The organism is Agrobacterium sp. 719_389 (genome assembly GCF_900188475.1).
Taxonomy (GTDB): domain Bacteria; phylum Pseudomonadota; class Alphaproteobacteria; order Rhizobiales; family Rhizobiaceae; genus Agrobacterium; species Agrobacterium radiobacter.
On sequence record NZ_FYEM01000003.1, the window covers coordinates 213,761 to 229,326 of the forward strand.

Below are 15,566 nucleotides of genomic sequence, written 5' to 3' on the forward strand. Positions count from 1 at the left end.
TGTCAAACAGCGGAAATTTGCGAAAATCGCAAGGTTTTAAAGGGCGATCGCACCGTCTTCAATGGCGCGGCAAAGCCGGTCGACGGCGTCTGCGAGCTTTTCATCGATGATGTGCAGGTATTCTGTCCAGTCGTCTACGTGGTTCACATCGGCCTTGCCATCGGAAATACCGCGCAGGCTGACGAGCGGCACACCGAAGCGCTGGCAGGCGCGGAGCACGGCATAGGTTTCCATTTCCACCATGTCGGCGTCGATCGCCCCATAGGCCGCGCCGGAGACGATATTGGCGCCCGTGGAAAGCCGCGCCTCGGCAATATCGGGTATGCGTAGGGGCAAGGCCACCTCGGCCGGCAGATCGAGAAACGGGGTGCGGCCCTTCTCGAACCCGAAGGCGGAGGCATCCATGTCGCGATAGGAAACCGAAGTCGCCTGATAGATGCCCGTCTGGTCCAATGTTCGCGAGCCGGCGGAGCCGAGCGAAACGACAAGGTCAGGCAGATGGTCCGCCGCATCGAGCCCGGCAAGAATTGCCGTGACCGAAATCGCCGCCTCGACCGGTCCCACGCCCGTCATCAACGGCGCGATGCGCGCCTGCAGGTGGGGGCCGTATTCAGCGGAGGCCGCCATGACGAAAAGAATGGATTTGTCCGCAACATGCGAAAGCCGGTAGCTCATCCGGTAATATCCTCACGACCTTTCACCACCATCATCGTCCCCGTCATGGAGGCGATCAGCTTTGCCGGGCCGTCCGAAAGCGCATAGGCGCGGCCATTTGCCACGATCAGGTTGTTTCCGGGCTTGATGATTTCGCCACGAAACAGGAACCGCTCGCCGCGTCCGGGCGACATGAGGTTGACCTTGAACTCGATGGTGAGCAGCGAAGCTTCCGGTTCGATGATCGTATAGGCGGCATAGGTGCAGGCCGTGTCCAGACCGGCGGCGATGACACCGGCATGCAATATGCCGTGCTGCTGCGTCAGCTTTTCATGAAAAGGCAGTTCGATTTCCACCAGCCGGTGTTCGATGCGGCTTATCTGCGCATCGATTGCCTGCACGACACCCTGTCGCGCAAAGCTTCTTTCTATCCGCTGACGAAAATCGCCGGGATCCGTGATCTCCATGGCCTACCTGCCTGCTTTTAGTCCCCATCGCAAACTGACATGGCGCGTGGCAGCGGGCAAGGCAAGGGTTGCGCAGGCAAAATTTAGTTCAGCCAGTCGATACTCGCGTTCAGCATCGTGGCAAAGGCGACCCAAAGCGCATAGGGCACGAACAGCCACATCGATATCCTGTCACGACTATAGGTGAGCGTGATGAAAGCGATGATGCAGATCAGCATCGGAATGATGACGACAAGCGCGCCTGTCGGGCTTTGCATGCCGAAAAACATCGGCGACCACAGGAAATTCAGCACCATCTGCGTGAACCAGAGACGCATGCGCGTCCCCATGGGTTTGCGGATCCACGTCCGCGCGCCGGCGATGCCGATCATCACGTAAAGCGTCGTCCAGACCGGGCCGAAGATCCAGTTGGGCGGATTGAAGAATGGTTTCTGCAGCGATTGATACCATTCGCCCGGCACATTGTTGACGCCGATCAGCGCCCCAATGGCAACAACTGCAACCACGAAAACAATGTACACGGTAAGGTTTTTCATGACGCATCCAATGCGCCGGCCGGACTTTTGTTCCCGTGGCTTTTCAGTATTTTAGCCGGAAATTCGCACGATGTGCTGGTCCCATGCCACGTCGCTGCGAATGGCTTCGAAAAATCCGTCATAGGAAGAAACCGCAATTCCGCTCGCGGCAGGCGCGACGCCCGCTGCCTCCCGCACCGTCACCTCGGATACGACACGGCCGGTTTTTGCATCCAGGGTCACGGCGGCGTTGCCGTTGGGCGAGGTGAGGCCCACCAGACCCTCACGTCGGTTGACGGCGATGGCCCCGACATAATTGGCAAGGCGCACCGTCGTTTCCTCGGGCAGATCGACGAAGACAAGGTCCTCGCCCTTTGAGAAATGGCCGACAAGCGGCGGGAGATCGTTGCGCGGTCCCTCATATTGGCAGGCAAACCAGACGCGTCCGTCGTCGCCAAGATCGACATGGCGGGTGGAGAGCTGCCGCAACCGATCCGGCATCGCATGTTTCTGGATCAGCTGACCGCTTGCGGCGTCCAGAAGTACGAGCGACGGCTGCATGTTGTCGGTATTGAGTTTGGTGCGGCCGAAATCCGGGTGAGTTTCGATGCCGCCATTGGCGATCACGATCAGCTTTCCGTCATCGCTCACCGTCATGTCATGGGTGCCGATGCCGTGGGCGTCATATTCGCCGATGCGGGCAAATCCGTTGCGGGCATCGTAGAGGCCGATAACGCCGCGATTGCCATCGAAGTCGTTTTCGCTGGCGTAGAGGGTTGCGCCATCGGGCGAGAATTGCCCGTGGCCGTAGAAGTGGCGGTTTTCCGGCGTGTGCATCACGACAGGCTCACGGCGGCGCAGGGGGTCGAAGGCCATGAAGAAGGTGCCGGGCCGGCGCGCAAAGGCCACCGTCATGCCGGTCGCATGGCTCGTCGCCATTCCATGGGCGCGGGCGGGAAGGGCAACGCGGTCGATGATCTCGCCGCGCTCGCTCACAGTCGCAATGCCGTAGGAACCGTCACGGGCGCGAAAGGCTGAAGCGAAGACGGCATCGGCGCGTTCTAGCGCATGCAGCGAGCCGGGAGCGAGCGTCGCAAGGAACGGAATGCCCGCAGCCTTGATGAAGCTGCGCCGGTCTATCAGCATCCGCTTTTCGCCTGTCGTCATCTGTTAGTCTCCGTCGGCGAAGGAAAAGCCGGAGCTGAGACCGATGGCGCCGCCATATTGGTCGTTGAGGCGATAGATAAGGTCCTTGCCGTTGAGCAGCAGATAATCCACCTTGGCGCGCTGCTGATCGTCGTCCAGCGCCTTTTCCACATCGGTATCGATCGTTCCCGCGATGCGGATCATCGATTTGGCGATGAAATCGATGGAGTTGACGATGGAGCGCTGGTCCGGCGGCACGAGCTCGACCATATCCGCCGTGTGCAGAAGGGTCTGAACGGCCCTGATGTTTTCAGCGATGCTTTTCCAGGTCAGGCCGGACCGCCAGTAAATGGCCGTGCGGGGAAATTTCACCTTGTCCGGCCCCTTGTAGAAGGTCTCGATGCGCTGGTCGCGGATCGCTTCGGAGCCGTGGACGAGAATGCCGAGCAGTGCAACCAGCGCCTCGCGCTCGTCGCGAAAGACGGGATTGTCCGCGCCCGGCTGCGTCCAGTTTTTCTGCGCGCCATCAGGTGCGTTCCAGCTGTCGGAAAGCTCCGCTGCCAGATTGGCGACGTTGCCGGCAATCGCTGCGCCGTAGCGGCAACGGAAATCACCCTTCTTGTCGAGAAGTTCATCGGCACCGGTGCCGTAAAGTACGAATTCCAGTGCGCCGAGGCCCTGTGCCGCGACACTCTTGCCTTTCAGGCTGTCGGCGCTGGTGACGCTCTCATCTTTCTCCGCAAGGTAACGCTGCACCTGTTTCAGGCCGAGACCCTTCTTGTCGGGGTAATAGAGCACGCGTTCGAAACGGTTATGTTCGATCACCGGGCCGACGCGCACGATCTCGATGATGGACCAGCTGGAGACCGTATCGGCGAAGGCCGCCTTGGCCGCCTCATCCGCTGTTTTGGAAGGGGCGGCGCAGAGGGCCTTCATGCTGCCTTCCAGCTTCTCTGCCGATTGGCGAAAGCGGTCATAGCCGGGGCGGATGAAGCCGTTCACTGCTTTTTCCATCACGCCCCGCACCTGCGCCGGATCAAGCGGCGGCGGCGGCATCAGTTCCACATCCTGCGCGCCCGCAGGCTGCATGGTCAAAAGCAGCAGCACGGAGAAGAGGCCGGAAATTTTTCGCATGGCATTTTTCATCAAAGGGACTCCAGAAAAGCCAGCAAAGCCTGCCGGTCGGATTTTTGCAAGGCGGCGAAGGCGTCGCGCGCTTTTTGCGCTTCGCCGCCATGCCATAATATCGCTTCCGTCAGGCTGCGCGCCCGGCCGTCATGCAGGTAAAAATTGTTGCCGTTCACCCGTTGCGTCAGGCCGATAGCCCAGAGCGGCTGGGTTCGCCATTCCTGCCCATCTGCTTCGCCGACCTGCTGGCCGTCGGCAAGTTCTTCTCCCATGTCATGCAGCAGAAAATCCGAATAGGGCCAGATCAGCTGGGAAGCATGCATAGGGTCGCTCGCATCACGGCGTGTGACGAATTTCGGGGTGTGACAGGATGCGCAGCCGGATGTGTAGAAAAGCTGCTTTCCCTGCAAAACGGTGGGATCACCCACATTACGGCGCTGCGGCACAGCGAGGTTCTCGGTGTAGAAGGTCACGAGATCAAGGACAGGGTCCGGGGCCTCCACTGGCCCGAGCCTTGGCTGTACGCCCGTCGGCATGGCAAGACAGTCCTTCTGGACGTCGGCGCAATCGCCATAGGCGTTCGGAGCATCCCGTGTGGAAATGCCGATATCGTGGGAGAAGGCGCTGGCGCTCTGGTCTCGGACGCTCGCATTCTGGGCTTTCCAGCCAAACCGCCCGAGCTTCACCTCGCCGGTCCGGTGGTCCCGCACAAAGGCCGGGCGGCCGGAAATGCCATCGCCATTTTTGTCGTCCGGATCGGCGTTAGCCAGAATATCGGCCTCGGCAATAGCCTCGATCAACCCAAGCCCGAGGGTGGGCATGGCAATTCGCGCCGAAAGCGTCGTGTCAGGACCGAGAGGGCCATATTGTAGATTGGCGACGGCATAAGCGGGCTTGCGCAGTATCACCACCTCGCCATCGGCCCGCCGCACGGGCTTTTCGACATAGGTGACGACCGGCTTGCCTTCTGCGGCGAGGCCGGGAATGGCCAGGTTCTGAAGCTGCCGGCCATAGGTCTCGTCGGGAAAATTCAGCACCTCGTGACGCGCAATCGCCGTCCGTTCCGCCTCGTTGCGGGCCGGCCGGGCCAGCCGCAGAAACATGGAGACGGAGTCTTCCCCGGCAAGCGGTGGGCGGCCTCTGCCGTCCTTCACATGGCACGTCTGGCAGGACCGGGCATTATAAAGTGGTCCGAGCCCGTCCGAGGCCTGTGTGGATGAGGGGGAGGAGACCCAGAGCTTCTGGAACAGCGCATTGCCGAGCTTGAAATCCAGTTTCCGCTCGAACGGCATGGTGGCGGAGGGATGTGAAAACGCGCCGCTATCGGCCTTGCTGGTGCTGGTCGCCGCCCCGCCGGACATGGCCTCGAGGGGCTCCTGCGCGGTAAAATCCGTCGTCGGCGCGGTCATGGTCTGGCGGCCGCTCCGGTCTTCCTCCGTCATCTCGTCACGCGCCGGTTCGGCAAGCGTCATCGATGCCACAAGGCAGGCTGCCCCGGTGAGGAAGAACGGCTTACGGATCGGCGGCAGTAGAAATCGCATGGGCGTAACGGGCCGCAGCAGTCTGCGGCCCGCCTTGGCACTTACTTGGAAACGGCGGTCGGATTGTCGAGGCTGTCGGATCCTTCAAGCTCGATCTTGCCGAGATCGAGTGCGGCGATGACGCGTTCGACGGTCTTCGTCTGGTCGATGAGACCATCGATGGCCGCCTGAACCACGGCGTTGCCTTCCTTGTTGCCTTCGCCGATCATCTGGTCGTAGACCTCGACCGTTTGGGCACGCTTTTCCATGGCATGCATGGCGTCGAGCGTCTTGTTCAGCTTCGCCGTCATCTCGTCGTTCAGCGCCTTGTCCTTGGCGCCCACCAGTTCCGCAAGCGATGCACCGGTCATCTTCGTGCCGTCCACGCGGGTATAGTTGCCGGTATAGGCAGACGCGATGCCGATGGCGTCGTTGAGATGCGAATTATAGGTGTTGTCCGAGAAGCAATCATGCTCCTCTTCCGGATCGTGCAGCAGAAGACCGAGCTTCATGCGTTCGCCGGCCAGCTCGCCATAGGAGAGCGAGCCCATGCCGGTGAGAATGGCGGTCAGGCCCGCTTTCGGATCGGCTTCCACTGTCTTCGTGGCTTCGCCTTCCGGCGCCCAGGCATCCACCATCTCCTGAAGGTCCTTGATCAGCAGGGTGGAGGCGGATTTCAGGTAATCGGCGCGGCGGTCGCAATTGCCGTTCGTGCATTTCGCCTTGTCATAATCGGTATAGGGGCGGTTGCCCGCGCCCGGTCCGGTGCCGTTCAGATCCTGACCCCAGAGCAGGAACTCGATGGCGTGGTAACCGGTGGTCACATTGGCTTCGACATCGCCCGCCTCGTGCAGGCTTTCGATCAGTTCAGGGGTGATCTTGGAGGCATCGACCTCTTCGCCGCTGATCTTGATCTTCGAATTGGCGATGATGTTGGCGACATAAAGCTCGTTCTCGTCGCTTTCCGTGCCATAGGAGGCGTCGACGTAATCGATCAGGCCTTCATCCAGCGGCCAGGCGTTGACCTTGCCTTCCCAGGCGTCAACGACAGGGTTGCCGAAACGATAGACTTCCGACTGCTGGTAGGGAACGCGCGCTTTGATCCATGCTTCCCGTGCGGCTTTCAGGGTTTCTTCGCTCGGCGTTGCGATCAGCGCATCGATAGCCTTGTCCAGCGCCTTCGCCGTGGTCAGCGAATCCTCGTATTTCGCATGCGCGACATCAGCATAATGCTTGACGACGGCGGCCGCGTCAGTGGCGGCCTGTGCGGGGAGCGCGGTGAAAGCCGCAGATGCGGCAAGAAGCGCAAAAGAAGCGCTGAGAATTGTTTTGCGGATCATGATCCCTCTCCTTCGGCAGGCGCGAAATGACTTCGCGCCGCGGCAAGCGAGTTCTGACCCAATCACAAACTTGTGTCAAACATTCTAGTTTAGAATGCTTTGAAACAAGATCGAGGGCTGTTTTTCAAGTAAAATCAGTGCTTGCAAAGAGGGTGTTACGCTTTGCGTTTCATCAAGCAGAAGAAGAAGCCATCCGTATCTGTGGTTGCAGGCGTCAGCGTCACTGTCATCCCGTCGGAAGAGTGCGGTTTATTCGCATTGCCCCCAAAAGTCGTCTGCCAGCGTTCCAGTGCAGAGCCGATGGAAAATTCCGGGTTGTCCGCGCAGAAACGCTTGACCTGCTGCTCGTTTTCTTCGGGGAGAACCGAACAGGTGACATAAAGCAGCTCTCCGCCCGGGCGCACGAAACCCTTGGCCTGCGAAAGCGCCTCGCCCTGCTGCTGCACGCGCTCTTCCAGATTGCGCGCCGTCAGCCGCCATTTGGTATCGGGGCGTCGGCGCCAGGTTCCGGTGCCAGTGCAGGGCGCGTCCACCAGAACGCGGTCAAATTTTCCCTGAAACGGCGTAAGGCCTGATGCGCGGTCATGGACCTGCACATTGCGCGTGCCGGCCCGCTTCAGCCGCTCGATGATGGGCGCAAGGCGCTTGCGGTCGGCGTCAAAGGCGTGGACCTGGCCCTTATTGTTCATGCTGGCAGCCATGGCCAGCGTCTTGCCGCCGCCGCCCGCGCAATAATCGAGGATCTGTTCGCCTTCATGCGCACCTGCAAGATCGGCAACAATCTGCGAGCCCTCGTCCTGCACTTCGAACCAGCCTTTCTGGAAGGACAGTTCGGCGGTGACGTTCGGCAGGCGGGAAGGGCCCTCGCCGGCGGGAATGCGCACGCCCTGCCGGGCGATACGTGTGGCTTCCGCGCCGCTTTCTTCCAAAGCCTTTAGCACCTTGTCGCGCGTCGCTTTCAAGGTATTGGCGCGCAGATCAAGCGTGGGGCGCTCGTTCAGCGCCTGCGCCTCGGCGAGCCAGCGCTCTCCGAATGCCGTTTCGAGGGAAGATTGCACCCATTCGGGTATGTCGCCCTGAATATGGGCCGGTGCGTCATCGAGGGAACGGGAGAGAAAGGCCTGTTGCCTTTGTTCGTCCGGTGCGGCGGGAGCGAATTTGTCGCCGTCGAATTCTGCCGAAAGGTCCGAAAAGCTCTTGCCCCATTGGCGCAGCAGAACCGCATAACCGAGAGAGGTGGCGCTATCGTCATCCATCAGCCAGGCGTGCGACAGTTTCATGCGCAGCGCGTCATAGACGATGTTGCCGATTGCCGCCCGGTCGCCGGAACCGGCGAAACGATGGGCAAGGCCCCAATCTTTCAGAGCATCGGCGACGGGACGCCTGCGTCCCTCAATATCCGCCAATACTTCGATTGCTCCGGCCAAACGCCCGCCTAAACGCATTGTCTACCTCGTTCTTCTGATAAGCCCGGTTGGTAGACGCGAATGGCGGCGAGGGCAAGGCTCAATCGGCCTTGACGATCTCGTAGCAAACCTTGGCGGTGCCGGAGTTGATCATGCCGATGTTCTTGGCGGCCGCCTTGGAAAGATCGAGAACGCGACCCTTGATGAACGGCCCGCGGTCGTTGATGCGCACCACAACGGCCTTGCCATTGCGGGCATTGGTCACCTTGACCTTGGTGCCGAACCGCAGCGAGCGGTGGGCGGCGGTCAGGTTGGCGGCGTTCATGCGCTCGCCAGAAGCAGTCTTGGAGGTCAACGCATACCACGATGCGCCTCCACAACCATTTGCCGCATTCGCCTGAAGAGGCGCAATGATGGAACAGGCGGCGATAGTTGCAGCGGTGAAAGTTATACGACGGATATTCAACAAACTGTGCTTCCCTGAAAATCGGCCCCGCGCCGATTGATTGTGCCCTTGCTAAACGGCCATGAACTGGCCTGAACGCCTTTTGATGCGAGATTGTAGGGCGAGGGAAAAATGGCGAAAAAAAGCTGATCTCAAATCACGAACTGTTACAGTCTGTAATATTCGTGATCGTTAGCCGGAAAGGCGTCGTCTGGCCATCCCTGTCACAATTCGGAAAAAATAATGCAGAATCAACGCTCAATGGAAATGTTGTTGCAAGTCACGGCTTCGTGAATCCACTTCACGAAATGTGAGTGAAATATTTTTCTAATGACTACGATTTTAGTGATTTTTGGATGGTTAATAAAGTCCTAATTAGCTGAAATAAGACGAAAACCATCCGCAAAAGCCGGATTGGAAGGATTTTTCATCGCTTTCGATGGGACCATTCTCAGCCTCGCCAGAGGCCGTTTTCCCACAATTGTTTCAGGGAGAGTCTGTACTCCGGAAAGCGGAAATCGAAGCCAAGATCGCGTATTCTGGCGTTCGAAACGCGCTTGTTCTCGCCATAGAAAGAGCGCGCCATCGGCGTCAGATCGGCGGTTTCAAAAGCCTGCTCGGGCGGCGATTCCACGCCCATCAGCGTCGCTGCGAAGCTCACCACATCCTGCGGCGGGCAGGGTTCATCATCTGTCACGTTGAAGATACCGCGTTCGTTTTTTCGTGCCAGAAAGGCAAGTGCGGCACCGATATCCTCGACGCGGATGCGATTGAACACCTGGTCCTTCTTCACAAGCCGCCGCGCAGTTCCCTTCTCGAAATTCATGAAGGCATTACGTCCCGGGCCATAAATTCCGGACAGGCGCAGGATGGAAAGCGGCACATTCGCCTTTTGGGCTGCTTCAGTCCAGGCAGCCTCAGCGGCTACCCGTTCCACGGAGCGCGCGGAAACAGGGCGGCAGGGTGTCGTCTCGTCCACCCAGGCGCCGTGATGGTCGCCATAAACACCGACGGTGGAAAGATAAGCGACCCATGTCAGATTGGGCAGGAACTTTTCCAGATCGCCGCCCAGAAGCGCAAGCAACGGATCGCCATCGCTGCCCGGCGCGACGGATTGTACGAGATGCGTCACATTGCCCATGGCGGTGATGAGCTCGTCATTGAGATGGACCCCGTCAAAGAGGAACGGCGTCATGCCCGCTGCGGCGAGGCTTGCGAACTTGTCTTTGCTGCGTGTGGTGCCGGAAAGGCTTGCGGCCTCGGGTTTCAGCGCGTTTGCAATGGCCTTGCCCGAATATCCCGCGCCAAAAATCATCACATGCATGGTTCACGCCTCTGCCAGTTGCCATTCCATTTCCGCCTCCGGATCAGGCTCCGGGGCGCGACCGGCAGAGTATGTACGGAATTCGTCCCTGTCCATAAGCCGTGACAAAGCCCATGCGGCCATGCCGCGCACCTCGGGCGAAGGGTCAGTTTCCGCAAGCGCCTTGCATTGTTCCACGAATTGCCGGTCTGCGGAGTTTCCCGCCGCGATCAGCACATTGCGGATGAAGCGATTGCGGCCGATGCGCTTGACCGGTGAGCCGCTGAAGAAACTGCGAAACGCAGCGTCATCGAGCGTGAGCAGGAAGGCGATGGAAGGTTCCTTCAGATCCTCGCGCGCCTGCAGTTTCATCTCGGAGGCGCTGGCCGCAAATTTGTTCCACGGACAGGCGGCAAGGCAATCGTCGCAGCCATAGATGCGGTTGCCGATCATCGGCCGGAACTCGTGCGGGATCGGCCCCTTGTGCTCGATGGTGAGATAGGAGATGCAGCGGCGAGCGTCCAATTGATAGGGTGCGGGAAAGGCAGCCGTCGGACAGGCATCGAGACAGGCGCGGCAGGAACCGCAATGATCCTTTTCGGCCTCATCGAGACAGAGTTCGGCCGTGGTGAACATGCTGCCGAGAAACAGCCATGAGCCATGGGTGCGGCTTACTAGGTTTGTGTGCTTGCCCTGCCAGCCGAGACCGGCTGCGGCGGCGAGCGGCTTTTCCATCACAGGCGCGGTATCGACAAAGACCTTCACATCCTCGCCGGCGCGCGCGGCAAAACGGGTTGCGATCTCCTTCAACCGCCCCTTGATGATGTCGTGATAATCGCGGTTGCGGGCATAGACCGAAATGGCGGCCTTGTCCGGTTTGGAAAGCAGGTCGCGCGGATCTTCTTCCGGGCCGTAGTTCAGTCCGAACATGACGATGGAGCGCACGTCGCCCCAGAGCGTTTTCGGCTCCGCCCGGCGGGCTTCCGTTTCCTCCATCCACGCCATCGTGCCGTGATAGCCGTTGTCGAGAAACTGTCTCAGCCGTTCCGGCGCGAGCGGAATGCTGTCTGGGGCGGTGATGCGACAGAGATCGAAGCCGAGCGAAAGCGCTTCCTGACGAACGAAGTCCGTCAGTTTGTGCGCGCGTATCCGCTGCTTTTCGCTCGCGACGTCGATGGTCGTTTCTCCTGCGGGCTATTCTGCGGCATATATAGGCTGAGCCGCAGGCCACAGCAAACAACCAGCAGGACTGGAACTTAGAAATCCAGATCGGCGTAGTGGGAGGAGGGGGCAAGGCGCGGAATGCGCTCGCTCAGGAACGGCCGGAAGGACGGGCGCGATTTCAGCCGCTGATACCATTCTTTGGCAATCGGCGCTTCGAGCCAGTTGATCTCGCCGAGATAGTCCAGCACCGAAACGCCGGCGGCTGCGGCAAGGTCGGCATAGCTCAACCGATCGCCGGCGAGCCATGTGCGCGAACCGGCCAGCCATTCCAGATATTTGATATGCTGGCGGATATTGTTGCGGGCGGTGCGCAGCAGCTTGGAATCCGGCGGTCCGCCGCCCTGGGCCGCCGTCATCTGCAATTTATAGACCCGTTCCCGCACCAGCGGCCGGGTCACGTCATTTTCCATCTTCTGCAGAAACCACTCCGTCAGGCGGCGGATTTCCGCGCGCTGAAACGGGTCTTCCGCCAGAAGCCGGCGGTCGCGCTTCAGAACGCCATGCGTTTCATCGAGAAATTCGGCAAGCACATAAGGCCCGCTCAGCGAGCGCATATTGTCATCGAGATAGACCGGCAGGGTGCCGGCCGGATTGAGCGCCAGAAACTCCCGCCGTCTTTCCCACGGCTGCTCCTCCACGAGATCGGTCTGGAACCCGTATTCCGCAAGGATCAGACGAACGAACCGGGATGCGGTCGACATCGGAGAGTGATAGAGAGTTGGCATCGGTACTCAATTTTTACGATTGGTTGTCATGATCGGCATTTGCCGGAAAACTTTTTCAGTTTCGCTTCATCAAGACGCTATAAGAGCTTGGCTACTTTAAAACAAGTTTAACGCAATTGCCTTCCATTGCCACTTTCCCCCTGAAAAGAAGGATACCTCATGGGTGACCAATCGATCATCAGCGCGCTTCTGCTGGGCATTATCGAGGGTCTGACGGAGTTCATCCCCGTTTCCTCCACGGCGCATGTGCTGCTGGCCGGGCATTTCCTCGGCTTCAAATCACCCGGCAACACCTTTGCCGTCCTCATTCAGCTCGGCGCGATCCTTGCGATCCTTCTTGTTTATTTTCAAAAGCTTGTGTCTATAGCCTTGGCCCTGCCGACAAACGCCAGGGCGCGTCGTTTCGTGCTGGCCGTCGCTCTCGCCTTCCTGCCGGCGGCGATAATCGGCGCCCTGGCGCATGATTTCATCAAGACCGTGCTGTTTGAAACGCCGATGCTCATCTGCGTGGTGCTGATCATCGGCGGCGTCATTTTGCTTGCGGTCGACCGCATGCCGCTGAAACCGAAATATACCGACATCATGGATTATCCGCCGTCGCTTGCCTTCAAGATCGGCCTCTTCCAGTGCCTTGCGATGATTCCCGGCACGTCGCGATCCGGCGCCACAATCGTCGGTTCGCTGCTGATGGGCACGGACAAGCGCTCCGCCGCCGAGTTTTCGTTCTTTCTGGCGATGCCGACCATGCTCGGCGCTTTCACGCTCGACCTTTATAAAAACCGCGATGCGCTGAGCTTCGATGACGGCGCGCTGATCGCCGTCGGTTTCATCGCCGCTTTTGTCTCCGGCCTCTTTGTTGTGCGCTCTTTGCTGGATTTTGTGTCGCGGCGGGGCTTTGCACCCTTCGCCTGGTGGCGCATCGCCATCGGTTCGCTGGGGCTGATTGCGCTTCTGGTTTTCGGCTGAACCGAGGACGGGAATAACCCCGTCCGCGATGAATGAACAGAAACAGAAAAAGCGCCCCGGAGAACCGGCGGCGCTTTTTCTTTGAAACTTTTAAAAGCCGATCAGTTGGTGCTGATCGAAGCCGTTGCGCAGGGGTCGACGCCATAGGCGGGAGCGCAGCCGCTCTTGCCCGCTGCAACCGTTCCCGGCGCCATGAAAGAACCCGCCAGAACCACTAAAGCCGCACACGCAAAAAAGAGTGCGATAGATCTGCCCATTTTATTATTGCCTTTCAGACGTTCGTTCGCGCGGATCGTGCCGCCGTGTGTGAAGTGAGGGTTCGGGATATGTTTGGAATGTGGCGAATATCAATAAAGCAGCTTGTTGAATACCGGGTTAATGCGAAGTCTTTTCCACAGTTGCGCTTGTGCCACGCTTGCCTGTGGCGGCCGGATGGCCGTTAACTTTTACCCGGCTTTAGAAATCTGCTTTAGTTCATTCTACACCTCCCCTGCAGTTGAGGGAAAAATGCACGAATAGCGGTTTGGTTGCAATTGAATTGCGCAAAAACAAAAAGCGGGAATGGCTCCCGCTTTCGTTGAAATTGCTGGCGCTGCAGGCCTGAGCTTCAGGCCGCTTTGCCTGCGTTTGAGAACTGGCCGTGGGTGCGATATTGCACCATGTAGGACGGCAGGATGGAGGCGACCCGAACGGGGGTGATGCCGATACCCTCCAGCGTCAGGCCGTTCTTTTCCGCGTCGGCGGAAACGACATTGTCCTTTTTCAGCATGGTCACCTGATCGACCGTCAGCGGCGGCTTAATCAGCGGCACCAGCGAAGTGAGCTTGGCGACCGTTGAGGCGATACCGAAAGGCAGGTCGACGAAAGGACGCTGGCGGTACGTTGCGGCTAGAACCGCCTCAAGACAGTCGCGGAACGTCATGATGTCCTGGCCGCCCAGTTCGTAAATGGCGCCGGGCTTCAGCTTGCCATCGACGCTGCGGGCGACGGCTTCGGCGACATCTTCGACATAAACCGGCTGGAATTTGGTTTGTCCGCCGCCGATCAGCGGCAGGAACGGCAGGTTACGGGCCATCTTGGCGAATTTGTTGAAGAAATCGTCTTCCGGTCCAAAAATGATCGAGGGGCGCAGGATCACGGCGCCGGGCAGGATGGAATGGATGGCGGCCTCGGCGCGGCCCTTGGTGCGGCCATAACCGGTCTGCGAATTGGCTTCCGCGCCGATGGCGGAAATATGCGTTAGCGTGGCGCCAGCATCACGGGCCGCTTCGGCAATGGCTTTCGCGCCGAATTCCTGGACGGCGTCAAAGGTGTTGCGACCGCTTTCAGTCAGGATGCCGACACAATTGACCACATGATCAGCATCTTCCACGGCTTTGACAATGGAGTCGCGATAACGCAGGTTCGCCTGGGCGAAGGAAATCTGGCCGACATTGCCGAGCGGCTGCAGGAAGCCGGCAAGATCGGGGCGGCGTACGGCGACGCGGATGCGATAACCGCGCTTCGCAAGTATCCGCACGACATGCCGCCCGACAAAACCCGAACCGCCAAAAACGGTAACGAGGGGTGGAAGGTTGGCCAAGGTCATGGGAGGCTCCTCAGAAGCTGTCGATAAAGCGTTTTTCAGTCTCTTAGCCCAAAGCCGCGCGCGCGTGAAGAGATGTTGTCGCAGGGCAGGGGCCGGTTTTGGAAATGCGGTTGACGGCCGTCAAATTCCTTCGACGATCATCAATTCCGCATCTGCTACTTCCTGGCGGATTTTTGCCGCCGCCTGGTATTCTAGAGAGTTGTAGCAGTCAATCGCATGCTGGACGGACGGGAACTCGATGATAACGTTGCGCGCACGCGCCTTGCCTTCCAGTTCTGTCACCGAACCGCCGCGAGCCAGAAAATTGGCGCCGAACCGCTCGAAGGCGGGCTTGGCTGTGGAGACGTAGTCCTTGTAACGCTCGCTGTCGCGCACATCGACCTGAGCGATCCAATATCCCTTTGCCATTTCATCTCCTCCTGTCGTCGTTACTGATTGGCCGGAAAGCTGGCGCGCAGCATGTCATCAAGAATGGCGCGGGCCGCCGCCTTCGGATCTTCCGCCCGAACGATCGGGCGGGCGACGACCAGATGGCTCGAGCCGGCCTTGATGGCGTCATAGGGTGTCATCACCCGCTTCTGATCACCAAGATCTGCGCCGGCCGGGCGAATGCCGGGGGTAACGACGGCAAGATCCGGACCGAGAATTTCGCGCACGGCTGTCGATTCCTCTGCCGAACAGACGATGCCGCCCATACCCGCCTCGCGCGCCTGTTCCGCCCGGCGCAGTACCAGCGAACGGGCATCCGAGGCGTAACCGGCTTCGGCCAGATCAACGTCATCCATCGAGGTCAGCACGGTGACGCCCAGCAGGCAGAGGCCGGAGCCTTCCACAGCCTTCACTGCGGCGCGCATCGCTTTGGGGTAGGCGTGCAGGGTCAGCATCGACATGCCCATGCGGGCGATGTTTTCGACACCGGAAGCGACCGTGTTGTCGATGTCGAGCAACTTCATGTCGAGAAAGACCTTCTTGCCGCTCTGGACAAGGTCACGCGCGAATTCGAGACCGCCGGCGAATACCAGCTGATAACCGATCTTGTAGAACAGAACCTCATCACCGATTTTCGAGACGATCTCTTCGGCCTGCTGCACAGTCGGAACATCCAGCCCGACGATGAGTTTTTCGCGCGCGGTCATTGT

The 15,566-nt window shown here is 59.5% G+C and carries 16 protein-coding genes; 1 reads left to right on the forward strand and 15 read right to left on the reverse strand.

Annotation, left to right across the window (positions count from 1 at the left end):
• Positions 1–36: 36 nt before the first annotated feature.
• The 12 genes from CFB10_RS07965 to CFB10_RS08020 form a co-directional block, all read right to left on the reverse strand.
• A complete protein-coding gene (locus tag CFB10_RS07965; protein WP_020011112.1) occupies positions 37–675 on the reverse strand; it encodes a 5'-methylthioadenosine/S-adenosylhomocysteine nucleosidase in 639 nt (212 codons plus the stop codon).
• Complete coding sequence (locus CFB10_RS07970) at positions 672–1,121, reverse strand: PaaI family thioesterase (protein ID WP_020011111.1); 450 nt, start codon at positions 1,119–1,121, stop codon at positions 672–674. The genes CFB10_RS07965 and CFB10_RS07970 overlap by 4 nt, the downstream gene beginning before the upstream one ends.
• 83 nt (positions 1,122–1,204) lie before the next feature.
• Positions 1,205–1,657 carry a TspO/MBR family protein gene (locus tag CFB10_RS07975; protein ID WP_020011110.1) on the reverse strand — a complete coding sequence of 151 codons (453 nt, stop codon included), beginning with the start codon at positions 1,655–1,657 and terminating at the stop codon, positions 1,205–1,207.
• A gap of 51 nt (positions 1,658–1,708) precedes the next feature.
• Entirely contained in the window at positions 1,709–2,803 is a 1,095-nt protein-coding gene (locus CFB10_RS07980) for a DUF1513 domain-containing protein (protein ID WP_020011109.1), read from the reverse strand.
• 3 nt (positions 2,804–2,806) lie between these two features.
• Positions 2,807–3,928: an imelysin family protein gene (locus tag CFB10_RS07985; protein WP_020011108.1), complete on the reverse strand. Its 1,122-nt coding sequence runs from the start codon at positions 3,926–3,928 to the stop codon at positions 2,807–2,809.
• The gene (locus CFB10_RS07990; protein WP_026363810.1) at positions 3,928–5,451 is read right to left on the reverse strand and encodes a di-heme oxidoredictase family protein; all 1,524 of its coding nucleotides are present in this window, start codon (positions 5,449–5,451) and stop codon (positions 3,928–3,930) included. The genes CFB10_RS07985 and CFB10_RS07990 overlap by 1 nt, the downstream gene beginning before the upstream one ends.
• A gap of 41 nt (positions 5,452–5,492) precedes the next feature.
• Entirely contained in the window at positions 5,493–6,770 is a 1,278-nt protein-coding gene (locus CFB10_RS07995; protein ID WP_020011106.1) for an imelysin family protein, read from the reverse strand.
• Positions 6,771–6,925: 155 nt separating this feature from the next.
• Positions 6,926–8,215, reverse strand: coding sequence for an RsmB/NOP family class I SAM-dependent RNA methyltransferase (locus CFB10_RS08000; protein WP_026363809.1), 1,290 nt, complete (start codon positions 8,213–8,215; stop codon positions 6,926–6,928).
• Positions 8,216–8,276: 61 nt separating this feature from the next.
• Positions 8,277–8,645: a septal ring lytic transglycosylase RlpA family protein gene (locus CFB10_RS08005; protein WP_003503862.1), complete on the reverse strand. Its 369-nt coding sequence runs from the start codon at positions 8,643–8,645 to the stop codon at positions 8,277–8,279.
• A gap of 427 nt (positions 8,646–9,072) precedes the next feature.
• Complete coding sequence (locus CFB10_RS08010) at positions 9,073–9,945, reverse strand: SDR family oxidoreductase (RefSeq protein WP_020011103.1); 873 nt, start codon at positions 9,943–9,945, stop codon at positions 9,073–9,075.
• 3 nt (positions 9,946–9,948) lie between these two features.
• Positions 9,949–11,100 (reverse strand): tRNA epoxyqueuosine(34) reductase QueG, encoded by a 1,152-nt coding sequence (gene queG / locus CFB10_RS08015; RefSeq protein ID WP_026363808.1) that lies wholly within the window; start codon positions 11,098–11,100, stop codon positions 9,949–9,951.
• An 80-nt stretch (positions 11,101–11,180) separates the two neighbouring features.
• Positions 11,181–11,873 (reverse strand): glutathione S-transferase family protein, encoded by a 693-nt coding sequence (locus CFB10_RS08020; protein WP_003503856.1) that lies wholly within the window; start codon positions 11,871–11,873, stop codon positions 11,181–11,183.
• A 159-nt stretch (positions 11,874–12,032) separates the two neighbouring features.
• On the opposite strand from CFB10_RS08020, the gene CFB10_RS08025 reads away from it, so the two are divergent.
• The gene (locus tag CFB10_RS08025) at positions 12,033–12,839 is read left to right on the forward strand and encodes an undecaprenyl-diphosphate phosphatase (RefSeq protein ID WP_020011101.1); all 807 of its coding nucleotides are present in this window, start codon (positions 12,033–12,035) and stop codon (positions 12,837–12,839) included.
• Between the two features lie 607 nt (positions 12,840–13,446).
• On the opposite strand, the gene CFB10_RS08040 is transcribed toward CFB10_RS08025, so the two are convergent.
• From CFB10_RS08040 to pyrF, 3 genes are all read right to left on the reverse strand, one after another.
• Entirely contained in the window at positions 13,447–14,427 is a 981-nt protein-coding gene (locus CFB10_RS08040; protein WP_020011099.1) for a complex I NDUFA9 subunit family protein, read from the reverse strand.
• Between the two features lie 120 nt (positions 14,428–14,547).
• Positions 14,548–14,835 carry a DUF1330 domain-containing protein gene (locus tag CFB10_RS08045; RefSeq protein WP_020011098.1) on the reverse strand — a complete coding sequence of 96 codons (288 nt, stop codon included), beginning with the start codon at positions 14,833–14,835 and terminating at the stop codon, positions 14,548–14,550.
• Positions 14,836–14,855: 20 nt separating this feature from the next.
• A complete protein-coding gene (pyrF, locus tag CFB10_RS08050; RefSeq protein WP_020011097.1) occupies positions 14,856–15,563 on the reverse strand; it encodes an orotidine-5'-phosphate decarboxylase in 708 nt (235 codons plus the stop codon).
• Between the last annotated feature and the right edge of the window lie 3 nt (positions 15,564–15,566).